Origin of the sequence: Brucella intermedia LMG 3301 (assembly GCF_000182645.1) — a bacterium.
Classification (GTDB): Bacteria; Pseudomonadota; Alphaproteobacteria; order Rhizobiales; family Rhizobiaceae; genus Brucella; species Brucella intermedia.
In genome coordinates this window covers 1,196,576-1,214,550 of record NZ_ACQA01000001.1, presented here as the reverse complement: position 1 = coordinate 1,214,550, position 17,975 = coordinate 1,196,576, and the positions used below count along the sequence as shown (strand labels likewise).

Here is a 17,975-nt window from a genome sequence, read left to right as displayed (position 1 = left end):
TCGGAGAATGACGTGAAGCTTGATGAAATCAGGGAGGAGTACCGGACGCGCTGGGGCGAGCTTCCAGTCGGATTAGTGTGCCTGGATATCATCGACTTCATTGCATCGAAGCCTGTTGACCAGCTTCGATTCCTGACCTTCACGACCCTTTCCCAAGCGGCCGGGCGCAAAAGCATTGACATGGAAGTGCTTGCCGCAGTCAATTTGCTGACGTCCTCGAAGCTGGCAATTTTCGAATCCCACGCCATGCTTGTTGACGACGACGAAACGGAGCACGAACTGTCGGCTGAGGAATTCGCAGAGGCTCGGAAGACCGGCATGCTCATCCACCCGGAAACCGGAGAACTTGTACCTGACTTTGAGACGCACCTGATCCCGTTCTTCGCTCCCACTGAAGAACTGCAGCGCGAGCTTGCTGATGGCTGATCAGGATACGCTGGCATTCATCAAGGGCGTCCTCGCGAACAACACTCCTGGCATGATCTCGCTGGAGATGATCCTTGCGAAGTCTCATGAGGAGCGGCTCGCACTGGTCGAACGCGCCATCGACTGGAGTGCCCAGGAGCTTGTGAAGAACCGCCATGTCAAACAGGAGATGACGGAAGACGGGCTCTCCATCGAGATTGTCGGCCTCCTGAAGGCAATGGGGTTCGACGCTGGCCACGACACCCAGTATGGAGGTCACTGCGACATCGTTGTCGAGGCCTCAGGCGACTTCCTATGGATCGCCGAGGCCAAGAAGCATAAGGACTACGACTGGCTCCTAGGCGGTTTCGAGCAGCTTGATCGTCGCTACAGCACGGGTTTAGCTGGGCAGGATGTCGGCGAGATGATTATTTACTGCTTCGGGGCGCGGGCCGATCTCGTTCTGGCGGAATACCAGACGAGGCTCGAATCCGCCCGAAAGGATGTTGTGTTCGACGGTGCAATCGCTGGAGGTTTATTCAGGAGGTCAAAACATACGCATATGAACACCGGCAGCGACTTCCGAGTCCGACATACGATTGTCCCCCTTTACTTCAAGCCGACAAAGTGACGGTAGGCCAAACGACGGCGCTCATCCAGAACGCCGGTGTTGGTTATGGGATGGCAACATCTTCACGTTCAAAGCAATCCGTCATCTGCACTGACCATTGAGGTGGTCGCTCGAAAAAGAGAGTTTGTATGTTGCAGGTTCACGCATTGTCATGCCTAGGCGGACACGACGACGCCGAGCTGGAGTACGAACAAGCCGCCAAATGACAAGGTATGGAATTTGTGTTAGGGGATCGGCATTAGGAGAGCCATATGGCCAGACCGGGATACATCGACGGCGTAGATGACATGTTGGCGGATGCTGAGAGGTTGGACGCCGAGCAGACTGATGCGCTGAATCAGGTGCAAGCAGACATGATCGAGATGCTCTTTCGCGATCTCGACTTTTCCGTTGAAGACATTGCTGGGCATCTGGGGATCGAAGCAGACGATGTACAGGAAATTCTCAGAGCTAGGGGGCATTCCCTAGGATATACCGGTTGAATCTTTTGTGCTGCTGCTCGTGATATTCGTGGTCGTTGTACTCTAGGGTGCCCTTCCAAGTTGTTCCGCTTTCAGCGAGTAGCGCGCGACCGAGGCTTATGTTTTGGCCTGGGTGAATGTCGGAAGCAACCAATGTGGGTTCGTCAGCGATTGCCCAAAGTGAAATCGGCTTCTCGCTGTCGACAAGTTGTTTAATTCGTGCGCGAACCGGGCGTGTGATCGTCTCGAGTCTATCGAGCTTGCATCGGATGAATTCCTTGCATTTGCCGCGGTTCCAACTCTCCTGCGAAGGGAGAAAGCCAGCTCTTGCCCAGAAGTAAGCACCTCCGTCTACTGCCGTTACATGCAAACGAGTGAGGCCGAGCATCAGGGCAACGTTGTGGCAGTTCCGGGCAAATATCGTTCCATATCCGTTGTTACGGAGGTCTTTTCGTATCTCAAGATAACCTTGAAACAGGCAGCCGGAATTCAGGTCGAATGCTCTCGAGGTCTCGTACGGCGGCTGCCCGCACGCGTCATGACCCAGAATCTCGAATTCGGCATATCTCTGTCCCGTTATCTTTTCGAGTCTACAATCGAAGTCATAAGGAACGTGCTCGACTAGTTTTCTGCAGAAGTCATATGGTTTGAATTCTATTATCCCAAAACGACTAAGCCACCATTCAGCACCTTTTTCAAGTTCGTGTCCGAACGGTAGAACCTTGACGCCTAAGAACAGATCTGAAGTTTTCATGCTAATTCCGCGAAATACCAATTCGGCGAAGTTACAGCGATCACCCCTACAAATCGTGAAGAAACCCGCTTAATCTTCAGCCCAAACGCGCTGCCGGACCGTTGAAGCGCTGGCAGGAAGTCACCGGCGAATTGTAAACGGCGGATTTTTCTGGTCGATAGGAATGAATCCTTGACGAGTAGCGCGATCATGTTGTGCGGTTGTTGGGGGCTTGGGTAATCGGCGAGCGGTCGTTTGCGTTGCTTTGTGGCGAAGGGGCCGGTTTTAGCCTGATAAGCCCACCGGTCTCGAGCACACTTACCGAAACGCGCATGGATTTCCCCGACGTCCCCGCAATGACCATGATCGGTTTCGGGCACCTGTAGCTTGGGTCGATCGAGATCGAACGCATTTCCCGGACGTCGTTACTGCTGGGGTCCGGGGCACCGCCGGGGTGTGAGTGCCATTCGCCGAGATAGTATTCGCCTTGGGTCCATCGTGCGCGAAGTTTGGCCGTCAGTCCGCTGATGCCCCTCTGAAACCAAGCCCTTCCAGCGAGGGAATCAGCGGGACGCTCTGTCGCTGCGGTGACAACCGCCACGTTCCCATCATTCTCGTAGCGACCAATGAGGATGCCACCCGTCTCCTTGTTGGCCGACGCAAGTGCCTCCGTCTCGATCAATCGCAGGGCGGCATCTGTCAGACGAACCTCGACAGTCGCGCTCTCAGCTTGAAATGTCACCACAATCTTTTCATCCATTGAGCTTCTCTATCGTGCCGTCGAACCTCTGCCGGAAATATTGGCAGCGGCGTTTCGGCGACCTGATTGCCTCCAGGATGGTTGTCGTGGCGACAGAGCTCCACAAGCGGACATCTGCAGCCGTTGCCGGAAATACTGGATGCCAGCAGCCAATCCCCTCCATTCGGGCGTCGCCAAAATCGGTCGGTGGCACATTCATCTCGTTGAAGCTCTGCTTTGCATCGATTGCCGGGAAGGCGGCCTCTGACGCAGTGAACACGAGGAGTCCCTCGGCTCGCCAGGTCATCGCCAGACTGACGAAAATCTTCTCGCCGCCCCAGTCGAACTCGGCCATGGCATCAAGAACCGCATCCGATCCAGTGCAGTCGATGATAACATCAAACGAACGCAGTTTCTCCGCGAGTTCATCGGTACCCGGAGGGAAGCTGGCGACGATACCTGTGACCTCAGCATCTGGCATGATCAACGACAGAGCGTTCGCAAGCGCGACCGCCTTGCCGTGGCCAACCGCATCCATGCCAAGCACATGTCGAGTAAGGTTGCCTACGTCCACAATATCCAGATCCAGTATTCCCATCCTTGTCACGCCCATGCGTACAAGGTTTTCGGCAACGGCGCCACCGAGCGAACCCGCGCCAATAATCAATACGCGCTGTGAAGCCGTCCCAGTGCCGAATCCAGAGCGCGTTCGGATCTGGTCGGGTTCCCAGTTAACCGTCCGCAGCCACGTCAATGAAGAATTTGCCGTCGGTCGGGTGCGGTCGAGGAAGCGGCGGGTCTGTTCGTTTGCGCGAAAGCCATTCTTCTTTGTCTTGCGATCCGACAGTTCGATTGATCCGACAGCGATCCAGTGGTATTTCGAGGGAGCCTCACCAATCAGTTCCGCGAGCGGGAATCCCAGGAACAGCGTGACCGTTCCACGATCGTCTTTTCGCTGACGGCGGTCGGCGCCAGCAACCTCGAACACATCAGCGAGCTGAACGCCTTGGCTGTCGAGGTGAGAGGAAAGATCCGCCCACGTCCGTGGCAGTTCCCATGGTGCAAGCACTGGCAGGTCATTGAGCGCAATCCAGAGGTCAGTTTTTGCGGGAGCTGCTTCAGCTATTGCCCGCCCCCAGACCGATTTTCTTATCGGCGCCAACTGGCGGTCGCGGAACGTCGTCATCGCATAGCTAAGTTTCGCACCCGGCAGCTTGGTGAGGTCCACCCATCCCCATTCATTAGTCCGGCCTAGCCAGAATGCAAGATCGTCGTCTGCGCCAACAAAGCCGACAACGGGGAAGCCTGTCTGCCTAGGCCCGGCCGGCAGCTCGAGCGGCTCACCTTCGATCGAAAGCTCGCCAGTGGCGGCCGCGTCGATCCAGATCAGAAGGCGTTCCAGATACCAGACTATCTTCTCGTCGATCGTGTCAGGTTGGCCATTCCAGGAGGCGCGCCCAAATACACCCGCTGGACGATCAAGGCAGGGATTTCCTAGCCTCCACGGCTGTGATCCATTTCCTTCGCGGTTGAAAGACTGGTGCTGGAAGGTCGCCGAAATCCCTCCGATCATCGCTGGATAGACGGTGACGGATTTCGTCCACGGAACAAACACAACATACCATGACGTCTCAGCCGAAATGAACTCGGTCGAGGCGCCGCTCAAAATGGCAACGAAGAGCAGGGACCAGCGGCCCTCCGAATCCGATGACCACGTAGCGGTGCATCGGATTCGGGGATGATCGGCGATCTGGTCGGAAACGCTCTGAAGGACTTCAGGTACGAACAACTACAAGCACCTCACGCGAACCGATCAGTCCTCCGCGGTTCGGCAGGCTGCGACGGAGGAATGAAGAACCCCGCCTTGCGGTCACCGCCATTCGGCCCAGGAAGCGGAAACTTGCTCCCAAACAGCTTTTGCCACAGCTCGCCGCTCTTCTGAGCATCATCCGAATCCAGCGCCTCGCGTGCCTGCCCGGCAGCCCTCGAAATAGCAGTGTGGAAGGCTCCGAAGTCCTCCGCTGAGAGCCGTTTCAGCACATTGTGCTCCGGCACGCCGTGGTCAGGGAGTTCGGGTACCTGGCCGAGGATCGCTGGGATACGCCAGTTGTCTCGCATTGTTTCCAGAACCTGGACAAAGCCGGAAGCAATTGAAGTGGTGCCGTCGTTCAGGGCGTGGCCGATCATGTGCTCGAGCGGATATCCCTTCGGGTATCTGGGCAGGCTCAGTGCGTTCCGTTGGCGCCACCATTTGGTCGCGCGCACCAGGTTCACGTAGTGGCCATTGCAGGCACGGTTCTTGGTTGCCGTCCATTGGATCTGAGCGAGCGGATGTGTGCGGCCCCAGTTGCCGACATCGCGGTCTGGCAGGAACAACGGATTTGGACGCCAGTTGCCTGCTGGCGCGTCATCCAACGCCAGTGGCTGTGTGCCGAAGGGCGTGGGTTGCCAACGCTCGTTGAGGCGCCAGGTCGCGTCTTCTTCCAGCGTGTTGTCCGTCAGGACCGACTTCGAACGGTACAACCGTTCCATCGCCTGCCTGGATGCGGGATCGGTCGGCAGCGCGGTGATGACCAGATCGATGTCGACATAGGACAGTTCGATCCCGAACGAACGTCCTTGCGGGCGCCATTTTCCTGGATAATGGCGCTCCAGGAAGGGAACGAATTTGTCCATCGCCTGCTGTGGCGTCGTCTTATGGTAATCGATGTCAGTGACCACTACGATATCGACGTCGGGCCGCTTGTCTCCGGTCGGACGAATGGCGGTCGAACGGCGAATGCTTCCTTGCAGAAAGGTGGCGACGACAATCTTGCTCAGGGCTTCGTCAGCCGATAGGCGCGAGCGGAGCGTGCTCGCTCCTGTTTTCCAACTTTCTTTCTGCCGATCCGTCGGACGGATTTCGCGGAGGAATTCACTGAATTGCGATTTTAGTTCCATTATTCAACCAATCCTGAAAGAGGGGTGGTAGCTACCATCTACGGCACCCTTGAAATCGAACTCGTACAACGTTACTGGCCCCATCGCATCCCGATGCTGGCCCATAAAGAAGGTGAATGCGTTCGGCCCGGAAATGAAGAAATGGCGCCGCGCGCCGAAGGCCGGGCGAAGGGCTTTCACGGCGCCTGCTATCTGGTCTGCAAGGTCCGCCGCGTGCTCGCCGCCGACCAAGGACTTCTGGCCGATGCCGTTCTCCGGGATGACATGAAGAATACGTCCAATGTCTGGAATCTTTGCCCTCACGTATTCCTCTACATCGGCGATGGCATCACGAGAGAAGCTGACGACGACCGCGACGTCCGGGCCATCGCCAATATCGATAACCGAAGTCGCCGCACGGGGACCGGTCTTGCCGTCATCGGCTCGCCAGACCGTCGTCGGCCCGCGCCCTTTCTGATTCAACTCCACATGCGTGTTCGTCTTGAAACCGAGTAAGGCACCCGCAAGGAAGGCGACCGAGGAATGGCTGTCGAGGAACAGGCGGATGTTCTTGTCGGTTTCGCGAACGCGAAAGATGAACTCTTCCACAGCAGGTCGGACATCCGTGTTCCAGTCCGCGCCCGGCTGAAGATGCCGTACGTCGAACATGTGGTGCAGCGACAAGGTGTTTTCAGGCGCGGCATCAAGGTAGTCGGTTGGCCCATCGCTAAATGATCGGATGGAGATATTCTTTCGATCATCCGGCTGCGTCAACTTGATCCAGCCTTGCTCGAGGCAAAGTTCCTCAAATGCCTGCCTGGTGAGGACATTGCGTTGGGTGGCCTTCAGGGCACGTGCCGCACCATCGAACTTGAATTCGAGACTGTTCCCGCCACTGGTCAGGCCGACAACTTGGAACCGGAGGTCTACGTTCTCCCTCATATCCTGAAGAGAGTGGTAACCTTCCATGATATGGAAGGTGTCCAAGATGGCGTAGAGCTCCTCGTCGGTGTCGAGGTTGAGATGCTTGCGCCAGAGTGCACGGACCGCTCCCATCTCGCTTTTCTCCGTTTTTCCGACCGCAAGCTTATCGGTGTCCAGAGCCTTGTCAGCTGTCCTAAGAAGTTTAGACAAGGGATCGTCGTCCCGCACCCGGTCAGTCGTCACGAGCGTGAACGTCGAGTTCGGCGGCGCCTTCTCGACCGCTTCTTTCAGGCGTTGCAAAATCGAAAACGCCGTTGCTCCGATGAACTCCGGATTGACCAAATCTTCGTAGCCGAACCGACCCGCCTGATTGACGTGGAACTTCACCTGGTGGTGGGCAGTCTCCACCCTAAACGAACGGCGTCCAGCTTGGCCCGGGCTGTACCGCACGACGACATCATCGAAGCCCTTTGGGCCATCGGTCTCGTACGAGACCTCGATGACATGCGGGGTCTCTGGATTGCGAAGGCCTGAAGCATGTATCCAGAAGAACCGAGCCTGATAGTCGTGCCCGTCCCAATTTGCAATCACTGCGTCAGCCATACCCGAACACCGCGCCTGTCTAGTTGATTCCTGTTTTGTTCCCTAAGGAATTTTCCGGGCACCTTTCAGCGCCCGGAAACAGTAGAATGTGATTTGGCCAGTTTTAGCTTCCAAATGGCCAGTAACACCTTTTGGTCAATACTTAGATCGACGTGTCAGGTGGATAGCCGAGAGCCGCTTTATGACTCTTCACATCCCACTTTTGTGACTCCGGCCCCCCACTTTATGACTTTTCAGTGGGGGCTATCCACTGTTTTTACCGACGACCTTTAGCTGCAGCCGCTCGTTGCGCCGCAAGTGTCGCACTTCAGGCAGGTGCCGTTGCGGACCATGGTGAAGTTCTGGCACTCGGTGCAGCTGTCGCCCGTATAGCCCTGCATCATCGATTTGATGCGGCGATCAGCTTCCAGCTTCTTGGCGGCATTTGCGCTTTCCGCACGGGCCGAGGCAGCGTCTGCGGCGGCCTTGTCAGAGAACAGCTCCGTTGCCGATGTGCTTTCCTGCTGTTGCGCCGGTGCAGGCTGTTCCTCGAATTCGCGTTTGAAAGCCGTTGCGCCATCCGTGACCAAGCCGATTGTTGCCGGGCGATTGCCCGCCGGAGTGGTCGACTTCAAGGTTGTGACGTTGGAGGCCTGCGGCGCAGAACTCGTCGATCCCTTGGCTTCGTTGTTCGAATTCGTCACGAGCGTGGGCTTGTATCCACGCGTCCAACCGGTCGAAACCAGATTGGTCTTGCCTTCCTTGATGCCTTTGCCCAACGCCGTATTGCCGAAATCGCTCGTATCGACATGGGCGAGGTCGTTGCGACCGAGATAGGACACAGCCAGTTCACGGAAGACATAATCGATGATCGACGTCGCGGTCTTGATGGCATCGTTGCCGATAACCATGCCAGCTGGTTCGAATTTCGTGAAGGTGAAAGCCTCCACATATTCTTCAAGCGGCACGCCATACTGCAGGCCGAGCGAAACGGCGATGGCGAAGTTGTTCATCATTGCGCGGAAGGCGGCGCCTTCCTTGTGCATGTCGATGAAGATCTCGCCGAGACGTCCGTCGCCGAATTCGCCAGTACGCAGATAGACCTTGTGTCCGCCAACCACTGCCTTCTGGGTATAACCCTGACGGCGGTTCGGCAGCTTTTCGCGTTCGTGGACGATCTTCTCGACAACCTTCTCGACGATGCGTTCGGTAACCTGAACGGCACGAGCGGCTGCCGGTGCTTCAATCAGCGCCTCGATTGCGTCGTCTTCATCCTCATCGTCCGCGATCAGCGAGGCGTTGAGCGGCTGGGAGAGCTTGGAGCCATCGCGATAAAGCGCGTTGGCCTTGAGCGCCAGCTTCCATGAAAGCATGTATGCGTCTTTGCAGTCCTCGACGGTTGCATCGTTCGGCATATTGATCGTCTTGGAGATCGCGCCCGAAATGAACGGCTGCGCGGCAGCCATCATACGGATGTGGCTATCTACCGAGAGATAACGCTTGCCGATCTTGCCGCATGGATTGGCGCAATCGAACACGGCGTAGTGTTCTTCCTTCAGGAAGGGAGCGCCTTCGAGGGTCATCGCGCCGCAAACATGAATGTTGGCAGCTTCGATTTCCTTGCGGGTAAAGCCAAGGGCAGGCAGCATTTCGAACGAGAAGTCATTGAGCTGCTCGTCCGTGAGCTTCAGCACATCCTTGCAGAAATCTTCGCCCAGCGTCCACTTGTTGAAAGCGAACTTGATGTCGAACGCGCTCTTGAGAGCCGCATTCAGGGCTTCGATCTTCTCATCGGTGAAGCCCTTGGACTTCAGGGAAGAGGGATTGACGCCAGGCGCCTGATTGATGTTGCCGTGGCCGACAGCATAGGCTTCGATTTCGGCAATCTGGCTTTCCGAGTAGCCGAGCGTGCGGAGTGCTTCCGGCACGGCGCGGTTGATGATCTTGAAGTAGCCGCCGCCGGCTAGCTTCTTGAACTTCACCAGAGCGAAGTCCGGTTCGATGCCGGTTGTGTCGCAATCCATGACAAGGCCGATCGTGCCGGTCGGCGCAATGACGGTTGCCTGTGCATTGCGATAGCCATGCTTTTCGCCCAGTTCCAGCGCCTTGTCCCAGGCCGCACGGGCATGGACGATCATATCCTGATCCGGGCAATCTTCGGCAATCAGCGCGACCGGGTTGACGGCGAGGCCTTCATAACCTTGGGTTTCACCATGTGCGGCGCGGCGATGGTTGCGAATGACGCGCAGCATGTGCTGTGCATTCGGCTCGTAGCTCGGGAAGGTGCCCAGTTCCTTCGCCATTTCGGCGGAGGTCGCATAGGCCACGCCGGTCATGATCGCGGTCAGCGCGCCGCAAATAGCGCGGCCTTCGTCGGAGTCATAAGGAATGCCGGAAGTCATCAGCAGGCCGCCAATATTGGCATAGCCGAGGCCGAGCGTGCGGTATTCATAGGAGAGGCGGGCAATTTCCTTGGACGGGAACTGCGCCATCATTACCGAGATTTCGAGAACGATGGTCCACAGGCGCGCCGTGTGCTCGTAAGCCGCAATGTCGAACGAACCGTCCTTGTTGCGATAGGTGAGTAGGTTGATCGACGCCAGATTGCAGGCCGTATCATCGAGGAACATATATTCCGAGCACGGATTAGAGGCGCGGATAGGACCAGCCGTGGGGCAGGTGTGCCAGTCGTTCATGGTCGTGTTGTAGTGCAGGCCCGGATCGGCGGACGCCCAGGCGGCGTAACCGATCTTTTCCCAGAGATCGCGCGCCTTGAGCGTCTTCATGACGCGACCGTCGCGGCGTGCGGTGAGGTTCCAGTCGCCGTCATTTTCGACAGCGCGCAGGAATTCGTCCTTCAGCGAGACGGAGTTGTTGGAGTTCTGGCCCGAAACGGTGAGGTAGGCTTCCGAATCCCAATCAGTATCGTAGGTCTTGAACTGAATGTCGGTGTAGCCCTGACGTGCGAACTGGATCACGCGCTTGACGTAGTTTTCCGGGACCTGGTTCTTCTTCGCGGCCCGGATTTCACGCTTCAGGGCAGGGTTCTTCGCCGGGTCGAAGCAATCGTCCCGAGTTGCTTCAGAGCCGGCTTCGCAATTGACGCAAGCCTTCATGATGGCCGTCAGATGCTGCTTGACGATCTTGGAGCCGGTGACGAGCGAAGCAACCTTCTGCTCTTCCTTCACCTTCCAGTCGATATATTCCTCGATATCCGGGTGATCGATATCAACAACGACCATCTTGGCGGCACGGCGGGTCGTGCCGCCGGACTTGATTGCGCCCGCAGCGCGGTCGCCGATCTTCAGGAAGCTCATGAGGCCGGAGGACTTGCCGCCGCCAGAAAGCTTTTCACCTTCGCCGCGCAGATAAGAGAAGTTGGAACCGGTGCCCGAACCATATTTGAACAGGCGCGCCTCGCGGACCCAAAGGTCCATGATACCGCCCTCATTGACCAGATCGTCGCCGACGGACTGGATGAAGCAGGCATGCGGCTGCGGATGTTCGTAGGCCGACTTGGACTTGGTCAGCTTGCCAGTCTGCCAGTCGACGTAGAAATGGCCCTGGCCGGGACCGTCGATGCCATAGGCCCAGTGCAGGCCGGTGTTGAACCATTGCGGGCTGTTCGGCGCCACGCGCTGCGTTGCGAGCATATAGGCAAGCTCGTCGCGGAAGGCGAGGGCATCTTCTTCGGAGGCGAAATAGCCGCCTTTCCAGCCCCAGTAGGTCCAGGTGCCGGCGAGACGGTCGAAAACCTGGCAGGCATCCATCTCGGAGCCATAGCGTTCGTTTTCCGGCAGCTTGGCGAGCGCGTCCTCATCGGCGACCGAACGCCACAGCCATGAAGGGACGTCGTTTTCCTCGACCTTTTTCAGCTGCGCGGGGACGCCGGCCTTGCGAAAATACTTCTGGGCGAGAATGTCAGCGGCCACCTGGCTGAACTGCGCGGGCACATTGATGTTTTCAAGACGGAATACGATGGACCCATCGGGATTCTTGATCTCGCTGGTCGCAGTCCGGAACGCGATGTCCGCATAGGCCGACTGATTCTCTTTCGTGAAACGGCGTTCGATCTTCATCTGTCCCATCCAAACGTTCTATATATAGTAGCTTTAGTGACGGTTTTCAGCCACGGCCTGTCTGTATCGCGTCTCTGTCAAAACAGCTCTTCTGCGGGGAGGAGCGTCTTGTTGGGGAGAAAGCTCCCGGAAATCCGCTTCCGCCTCTTTCAATCCCACGAAAAAACGCCTCAGGGGAGCTTAATTGCAACCTTGCTAACGCTATTCGCGATTAAAAATCAGCAGAACGAAAAATACCTTATCTTGTAAGGAGTGTGAGCGCAAATACTAAATCTAGTGTTAACGCTGTTTCTTTCCGACGCTGCATCTGCTTCTCCAAAGACCGGAATGCCCAGAATACGGGCGCAAGAAAGCACCGAGCGAAAAACACACTTCCAAAGCGCGACGCTCGTTCGATACTCAACTTGACCGAAAAAAGATCGACGGATTTACAACGCCCGACCACGCTACTTACGCAACGATAGTCTCATAAAAAACGACTCGGCTTCGAGCGTCAAGCAATGGTTTGCTGCAACGCTCCAGCATCTAGATATTGTGCGTAACCGCTTGGGGCAAATGTGGATAACGGGGAGAAGCGACAGTTTTAAGAAACAAGCCGGCTGGAGAACGAAGGGCCTGGAACCTCGCCCCCTCGTGGCGCTTCCTGGAGCAATTTCGGTAGGATTTTCTATAGAAAGGGGAAATCCCGGCAAATAGGTCGCAAGCCGGGAGAAATTGCGGTGTCGGGGCGGCTAGCTGCCTACTCGGCGGCCGCCGCTATTCCCGAATCACCAAACTGGTTCAGAATCTGCTTCAATTCACTTTCTTCGACACGACATGCAGCTTCCTGCGGCGATACCCACTCGCAGATGCGTTGGTCCCGCTCTGGCCAGTCTTTTTCCTGACCTGTGAATTGCACGGCAAATACCGCAGCCACGAACTGGTTGATGCGCTCCGGCGGAAGGTCCGTCTTGCAGTAGCAAAAACTGCCAATCGGTATTGGAGAGACTTCACCGCGAATGCCGGCTTCTTCATAGGCTTCGCGAAGAGCGGTTTCTGCAAGGGTACGCCCCACTTGCGGCCAGCCCTTTGGAATGATCCATCGCCCTGTGCCGCGGCTCGTGATGACGAGAACCTTGAGTGCGCCCATGTCGCGACGATGCACAAGTGCTGCAACCTGCTGCAAACGACCCGAAGGCGTAAGAATACGCTTTTCGGTTGCAATAAGTTGTTTTGCTTGCGACTTCACCGCGAAAATCCCCTCTTTCTTTATAGCATGATCCGATTCGCCAAAATAACAACTGATTACTTAGACTGCGAACCTTCGAAAATGTTCCAAAAAATCTTTTAATTTAAAGGCATTACTGAAATTACGAGATGGGATGGCAGCTTAGGAAAGGCACTTCGCCCTTGGTCGGCGTTATTTCGGTGTAGTTTCTATAAGGTGCGATTGCGGCGGAAATATCACCGCAATCGCATTCGTTTATTTTCGTTTTGTAGCGTTAGGACCCGGCACAGCCGAAAGCCACCAGTTCCAGCAGAAGTGGAATCCCTATGGACTTAGGGCAAGTTCACTTCAGGCTTTAGCCGCGTTTTCCGCCTGCAATCGGCTCCTGATAGGTGAAGCCCATATCCCAGGGGAAGTAGATCCAGGTGTCCTGCGATACTTCAGTCACGAAGGTATCGATCAGCGGGCGGCCTTTCGGCTTGGCATAAACGGTTGCAAAATGGGCCTTCGGCATCATTTCGCGAACGATGGCGGCAGTCTTGCCCGTATCGGTCAGATCGTCGACGACGATGACGCCTTCACCGCCATTTTCGAGAAGCGTTTCGCTGACGCCCTTGAGAATCTGCATGTCTCCCTGCGATGTGTAGTCATGATAGGAGGCGATGCAGACGGTTTCGATAAGGCGAATGCCGAGTTCGCGGCAAACGATGGCCGCTGGAACCAGTCCGCCACGCGTAATGGCAACAATTGCGTGCCAATCGCGGTTCATGCCGGCGATCCGCCAGGCGAGGGCGCGGGCATCGCGGTGGAACTGGTCCCAGGAAACGGGAAAGGCTTTATCTGGCAAGGACATCGAAACGCTCCGTGGAACGATCCGGAGTTTGTTCTCCGGACCTTTTAAAACCAAAAATGCGCTGTGACGGTTGCCAAGCGCTGTAACTGTCAGGATCTGCGGCTTTTCCACCCGCGCCAATTCAGGCAGGCGGCGAGTAAGAAAAAGGCTCTCCACCCGGCACAGTCAGCGCCGGGTGATGCTGATAACCGCAAAAATGGCGTTCTTGCAAGCGTGTCGTGCGATCACATGGGGGCTGAACGACCAAACCGGTCCTCAGCCATGCCTTTTAACGCGAGAAAAGTGTGAGGATTGGCAATTCGTTCAACATGGAGCGCGTCACGCCGCCAAAGACCAGTTCTCGCAACCTTGAATGACTGTAGGCGCCCATCACGAGAAGATCGGAACGTTGCGCGATAATGTGCTCCCGCAAAGCATCCTGGGCGTAGCGGCCGTTCGAGGCGATTGCCGTCGGCGTTACTTCGATGCCGTGGCGCGAAATTGATTCTGCGATATCGTGGCTTGCCAGCGCCTGATCCTCGCCTTCGATTTCCGGCGGATCAACCCAAACGATTTCCGTCCTGTCCGCATGTTTCATCAGGGGCAGGGCGTCGAACGCAGCGCGGGCGGCTTCACGCTTGCCGTTGAAGGCGACGACGATACGATCCAGTGAAACCATAGGCAGCACCGGTGCGTAGGGTACGAGCAGAACAGGGCAGCTTGAATTGAAAACGATGGTATCGGCGGTCTCGTCGTTGGTGGCCGGATCGTCCGGGTCCGGTTGTCCGGCGATCAGCAATTCCGCGCCAAGACAAGCGGTCAGCACGCCGTCTGCGGCTGTGCCTGTTTCCGAGCGCGTGATGCGATACTCATAATTGGTGCCCTGACGGCGCATTTCCTCTTCAAAGACATGTTTCAATCTTTCGGAGAGTTCCTTGTGCTGCTTGTCATGCAGTTCGAACATTCCGGGATCGATGAAGCCGTTCGGGTCGGCATAGACGATGGGCGAAGGAGTGGCATACAGCCCGATGACATGAATATCGGGCAGCTTCTGCTTCAAAAGTCCAACGGCGGACAAAACCCGCTTCAACTCGGATTCACTGCGAGAATAGGCAACCACCGTCTTGTAGGACATGACAGAACTCCTTCCGGCTGTGTTTCTATTTTAGCATATAATGCAACGAGTTGCGCAGGCAAAAGGTTGCAGGCGATCAAGCAGCGCCCATCTTTTCGAGTGAAGAGATCATTTTCTCGATTGCATCGATCGCCGTATCAATTTTCGCAGGATCGCTGCCCCGGACGACAAGTTCGGTGCTGAAGCGTCCATTCTCGAATTTCGGGTAGGAACCGATGATCGTATCCGGGTTTTCTTTCTGGATTTCCGTCAGGGGCGCACCGATCACGCCTTCGCCAAAGGGACAGCGCACGGATTTCGACAGAAGCTTCCGTCCGGTCTTCAGCGTGGGCAGCACGTTGTCGAGCATCGCCTGGAACACGGAAGGTACGCCAGCCATCACATAGACATTGCCGATATGAAAGCCGGGAGCAGCTGAGATGGGATTCGCTATATGCTCCGAGCCTTGCGGCATGCGCGCCATGCGCTTGCGCGAGTCGGTAAATTCCAGCCCGCGCTTCGCGTAATTATCACCGAGCAGCCTCATGGCTTTCTCGTCATAGATGCAAGGCACGCCGAACGCCGTCGAAACAGCATCCGCAGTGATATCGTCATGGGTGGGGCCTATTCCGCCTGACGTGAAGACATAATCATAATGCGGTCGCAGCGCATTGAGAGCGTCTACGATGGCCGCTTCCTCGTCCGGAACAATCCGTACTTCCTTCAGATCGATCCCGGCCGCTGTGAGCACGTCGGCAAGATGCCCGATATTCTTATCCTTGGTGCGGCCAGAGAGAAGCTCGTCGCCAATTGCCAGCATCGCGGCCCTGACGGCTTGCTGCGGATTGTTGGTCATATCCAGACTCCATTTTCTGGCTTCAGTTAAGCGCCAGCAGGACAAGGCTGCAACTGCTTTATTTCAGCATTTCATTCGTTTGGCCGCGGTTGCGCCTTTCCAAAGGAGGCCGCTCCCCTAATTGAAGCTTTCGAGGTCGGGGCCTCACAAACCGGGATAGGGAGAGTCACATGGTTAAGGTGCTGGTGTTGTATTATTCGGCCTACGGTCATACCGAGAAAATGGCCAAGGCCGCTGTGGAAGGCGCGCGCGAAGGCGGCGCGGAGGTCACTCTCAAACGGGTGCCCGAACTGGTCCCGCCAGATGTCGCAAAAGCCTCGCACTATAAGGTGGATCAGGATGCGCCGATCGCTACGCCGGCGGAACTTGCAGATTACGACGCCATCATCATCGCTACTGCTACCCGCTACGGCATGATGGCAGCCCAGATGAAAAACTTTCTCGACCAGACCGGCGGGCTTTGGGCAAAGGGTGCTCTCGTCAATAAGGTCGGGTCGGTGATGGTTTCCACAGCCACACAACATGGCGGTGCGGAACTCGCGCTGATTTCCACGCAATGGCAGATGCAGCATCACGGCATGATCATCGTTCCGCTTTCCTACGCGTATCAGGGCCAGATGGGTAACGATGTGGTGCGTGGCGGTGCGCCCTACGGAATGACGACGACCGCCGATGGCGACGGTTCGCGTCAGCCTTCGGAGCAGGAACTGGAGGGAGCTCGTTTCCAGGGCAAGCGCGTTGCGGAAATTACCGCCAGACTGCACGGCTAATCAGGTTTTAAGCTAGAGGAGCCGCAGACCTGATCTGCGGCTTTTCATGTTGTATGTTATGTATCTCAATTAGTGAATTGTATTATATTATCTTTTTGTATTGATGGCGTCTAAACGCCCGGTAAAGGTACCAGCGACGGACCGATAACAGTGAGCAAAGGTGGTGCGGTCGGCGGGACTTGAACCCGCAAGTCTAAAAGACGACGGATTTTAAGTCCGTTGCGTATACCAATTTCGCCACGACCGCAGCAATTGCCATTGTCTATGTCATGATTTGTATCACGATTTCAAGCCACAAAGCCTGTTAACATCAACAGTTAGAACTGCCGAATATATGCCCGCTCCAGATCGCTGATTTGGCATCCGGCAAGGCTTCAACCTTGTCTGTGAGGTCAAAGCCATGTAGCGATGGGCAAAATTCCGTTGGAAATGCAGAAAGTCCAATAATGACCGCCTTCGTTAAATCCGTATCCGAGGCCGAAAAGGCAATGCGCGCGCTGTTTCCAGAAACGCCGCTGCAGCTTAACGATTACCTGTCGCGGAAATATGGTGCGGAGATTTGGCTCAAGCGCGAGGACCTGACGCCTGTCCGTTCCTACAAGATTCGCGGCGCCTTCAATTTCATTTCCAAGGCTGTCGAAACAACCGACAAGAATGTGGTGTTCGTATGCGCTTCCGCAGGCAATCACGCACAGGGCTTTGCATTTGTCTGCCGCCATTTTGGCCGCAAGGGCGTCGTGTTCATGCCGGTCACAACGCCGCAGCAGAAAATTGATAAGACGCGCGCTTTTGGTGGCGAATTCATCGAAATCAAGCTGGTGGGCGATATTTTCGACGTTTGCTATGCCGCGTCGCAGGAATTTGCAGCAAGCAACAAGGGCGTGATGGTGCCACCTTTCGACCATCCCGGCATTGTCGAAGGACAGGCCACGGTGGCGCTGGAGATCGAACGGCAATTACCCGACGAAAAGAAGCCTGACTTTATCCTGTTGCCCGTGGGTGGCGGGGGACTGTCCGGCGGCGTTACCCAATATGTTTCGGATCGCGGCTGGAAGACGAGTTTCCGCTTTATCGAGCCACAGGGCGCGGCGAGCCTGAAAGGCAGCCTTGAGGCAGGCAAGCGCATCAAGCTTACCCACGTCGATAATTTCGTCGATGGCGCGGCTGTTGCTGAGATCGGCAAGGAAAACTTCAAGCTTCTCAAAGGCTTTGATCCGAAAACTGTCATAACGGTTCCGGAAAACCGGCTTTGCGCGACCATCATCGAGATGCTCAATATCGAAGGTGTCGTCCTTGAACCGGCCGGCGCACTTGGCATCGATGCGCTCAAGGATTTCAAGAAGAGCGATCTCAAGGGCAAGCGGATCGTCATTGTCGTTTCAGGCGGTAATTTCGATTTCGAGCGCCTGCCGGACGTTCGCGAGCGTGCACTTCGATTTGAAGGGTTGAAGAAGTATTTCATTTTCCGTTTTCCGCAGAGGCCGGGCGCGCTTCGCTCGTTCCTTGATCTGCTGGGGCCCGAGGATGACATTGCCCGGTTCGAATATCTGAAGAAGTCGGCGCGCAATTTCGGTTCGGTCCTGATCGGTATCGAAACGAAGAATGCGTCTAACTTCAAGCTTCTGGAAAAGAAGTTCGCTGAAGCGGGCTGGGCTTATCAGGACATAACGGACAATCAGGTGCTTGCCGACTTCATCATCTGATTTTGGTGGTTTAAGCAAAA

The 17,975-nt window shown here is 56.1% G+C and carries 15 protein-coding genes and 1 tRNA gene; 5 read left to right on the top strand and 11 right to left on the bottom strand.

Annotated features, from left to right (window positions below; genetic code table 11):
- Positions 1 to 12 precede the first annotated feature (12 nt).
- From OINT_RS05770 to OINT_RS22485, 3 genes are all read left to right on the top strand, one after another.
- Positions 13 to 426: a hypothetical protein gene (locus OINT_RS05770; RefSeq protein WP_006466839.1), complete on the top strand. Its 414-nt coding sequence runs from the start codon at positions 13 to 15 to the stop codon at positions 424 to 426.
- Positions 419 to 1,036 carry a hypothetical protein gene (locus tag OINT_RS05765; RefSeq protein WP_006470482.1) on the top strand — a complete coding sequence of 206 codons (618 nt, stop codon included), beginning with the start codon at positions 419 to 421 and terminating at the stop codon, positions 1,034 to 1,036. Before OINT_RS05770 ends, OINT_RS05765 begins: the two co-directional genes overlap by 8 nt.
- Before the next feature lie 251 nt (positions 1,037 to 1,287).
- A complete protein-coding gene (locus OINT_RS22485; RefSeq protein WP_006470481.1) occupies positions 1,288 to 1,518 on the top strand; it encodes a hypothetical protein in 231 nt (76 codons plus the stop codon).
- Here the strand turns inward: OINT_RS22485 and OINT_RS05755 are convergent.
- From OINT_RS05755 to OINT_RS05710, 10 genes are all read right to left on the bottom strand, one after another.
- Positions 1,487 to 2,251 carry a hypothetical protein gene (locus OINT_RS05755; protein WP_006470480.1) on the bottom strand — a complete coding sequence of 255 codons (765 nt, stop codon included), beginning with the start codon at positions 2,249 to 2,251 and terminating at the stop codon, positions 1,487 to 1,489. The two genes, OINT_RS22485 and OINT_RS05755, sit on opposite strands and share 32 nt — an antisense overlap.
- Before the next feature lie 187 nt (positions 2,252 to 2,438).
- Entirely contained in the window at positions 2,439 to 2,990 is a 552-nt protein-coding gene (locus tag OINT_RS05750; protein ID WP_006470479.1) for a Mov34/MPN/PAD-1 family protein, read from the bottom strand.
- Positions 2,983 to 4,758, bottom strand: coding sequence for a HesA/MoeB/ThiF family protein (locus OINT_RS05745; RefSeq protein ID WP_039852596.1), 1,776 nt, complete (start codon positions 4,756 to 4,758; stop codon positions 2,983 to 2,985). Before OINT_RS05745 ends, OINT_RS05750 begins: the two co-directional genes overlap by 8 nt.
- Positions 4,759 to 4,769: 11 nt before the next feature.
- A complete protein-coding gene (locus OINT_RS05740; RefSeq protein ID WP_039852593.1) occupies positions 4,770 to 5,909 on the bottom strand; it encodes an SMODS domain-containing nucleotidyltransferase in 1,140 nt (379 codons plus the stop codon).
- Between the two features lie 3 nt (positions 5,910 to 5,912).
- Positions 5,913 to 7,415: an SAVED domain-containing protein gene (locus tag OINT_RS05735; protein WP_006470478.1), complete on the bottom strand. Its 1,503-nt coding sequence runs from the start codon at positions 7,413 to 7,415 to the stop codon at positions 5,913 to 5,915.
- A gap of 269 nt (positions 7,416 to 7,684) precedes the next feature.
- On the bottom strand, positions 7,685 to 11,473 hold the full coding sequence (locus OINT_RS05730; RefSeq protein ID WP_006470477.1) for a vitamin B12-dependent ribonucleotide reductase: 3,789 nt from the start codon (positions 11,471 to 11,473) through the stop codon (positions 7,685 to 7,687).
- A gap of 739 nt (positions 11,474 to 12,212) precedes the next feature.
- Positions 12,213 to 12,701: an NUDIX hydrolase gene (locus tag OINT_RS05725; protein WP_006466836.1), complete on the bottom strand. Its 489-nt coding sequence runs from the start codon at positions 12,699 to 12,701 to the stop codon at positions 12,213 to 12,215.
- Between the two features lie 334 nt (positions 12,702 to 13,035).
- Positions 13,036 to 13,533, bottom strand: coding sequence for a xanthine phosphoribosyltransferase (gene gpt, locus OINT_RS05720; RefSeq protein ID WP_006470476.1), 498 nt, complete (start codon positions 13,531 to 13,533; stop codon positions 13,036 to 13,038).
- 268 nt (positions 13,534 to 13,801) lie between these two features.
- Positions 13,802 to 14,647, bottom strand: a complete 846-nt coding sequence (locus tag OINT_RS05715) for a universal stress protein (protein ID WP_006466834.1) — start codon at positions 14,645 to 14,647, stop codon at positions 13,802 to 13,804.
- Between the two features lie 76 nt (positions 14,648 to 14,723).
- A complete protein-coding gene (locus tag OINT_RS05710; RefSeq protein ID WP_006470475.1) occupies positions 14,724 to 15,482 on the bottom strand; it encodes a competence/damage-inducible protein A in 759 nt (252 codons plus the stop codon).
- 170 nt (positions 15,483 to 15,652) lie between these two features.
- Here OINT_RS05710 and wrbA point away from each other — a divergent pair, with 170 nt between their 5' ends.
- A complete protein-coding gene (wrbA, locus tag OINT_RS05705; RefSeq protein ID WP_006466832.1) occupies positions 15,653 to 16,252 on the top strand; it encodes an NAD(P)H:quinone oxidoreductase type IV in 600 nt (199 codons plus the stop codon).
- Positions 16,253 to 16,413: 161 nt separating this feature from the next.
- Here the strand turns inward: wrbA and OINT_RS05700 are convergent.
- Positions 16,414 to 16,499, bottom strand: a tRNA-Leu gene (locus OINT_RS05700).
- Between the two features lie 196 nt (positions 16,500 to 16,695).
- Between OINT_RS05700 and ilvA the strand changes: the two genes are divergently transcribed.
- A complete protein-coding gene (ilvA, locus tag OINT_RS05695; RefSeq protein ID WP_036564632.1) occupies positions 16,696 to 17,955 on the top strand; it encodes a threonine ammonia-lyase IlvA in 1,260 nt (419 codons plus the stop codon).
- Positions 17,956 to 17,975: the final 20 nt, after the last annotated feature.

What these genes read in the sequence shown, in the direction of transcription:
- OINT_RS05765 (WP_006470482.1), top strand. Translation starts at nt 419, where the DNA reads ATGGCTGATCAGGATACGCTGGCATTCATCAAGGGCGTCCTCGCGAAC.
- OINT_RS22485 (WP_006470481.1), top strand. Translation starts at nt 1,288, where the DNA reads ATGGCCAGACCGGGATACATCGACGGCGTAGATGACATGTTGGCGGAT.
- OINT_RS05755 (WP_006470480.1), bottom strand. Translation starts at nt 2,251, where the DNA reads ATGAAAACTTCAGATCTGTTCTTAGGCGTCAAGGTTCTACCGTTCGGA.
- OINT_RS05750 (WP_006470479.1), bottom strand. Translation starts at nt 2,990, where the DNA reads ATGGATGAAAAGATTGTGGTGACATTTCAAGCTGAGAGCGCGACTGTC.
- OINT_RS05740 (WP_039852593.1), bottom strand. Translation starts at nt 5,909, where the DNA reads ATGGAACTAAAATCGCAATTCAGTGAATTCCTCCGCGAAATCCGTCCG.
- OINT_RS05735 (WP_006470478.1), bottom strand. Translation starts at nt 7,415, where the DNA reads ATGGCTGACGCAGTGATTGCAAATTGGGACGGGCACGACTATCAGGCT.
- OINT_RS05730 (WP_006470477.1), bottom strand. Translation starts at nt 11,473, where the DNA reads ATGAAGATCGAACGCCGTTTCACGAAAGAGAATCAGTCGGCCTATGCG.
- gpt (WP_006470476.1), bottom strand. Translation starts at nt 13,533, where the DNA reads ATGTCCTTGCCAGATAAAGCCTTTCCCGTTTCCTGGGACCAGTTCCAC.
- OINT_RS05715 (WP_006466834.1), bottom strand. Translation starts at nt 14,647, where the DNA reads ATGTCCTACAAGACGGTGGTTGCCTATTCTCGCAGTGAATCCGAGTTG.
- OINT_RS05710 (WP_006470475.1), bottom strand. Translation starts at nt 15,482, where the DNA reads ATGACCAACAATCCGCAGCAAGCCGTCAGGGCCGCGATGCTGGCAATT.
- wrbA (WP_006466832.1), top strand. Translation starts at nt 15,653, where the DNA reads ATGGTTAAGGTGCTGGTGTTGTATTATTCGGCCTACGGTCATACCGAG.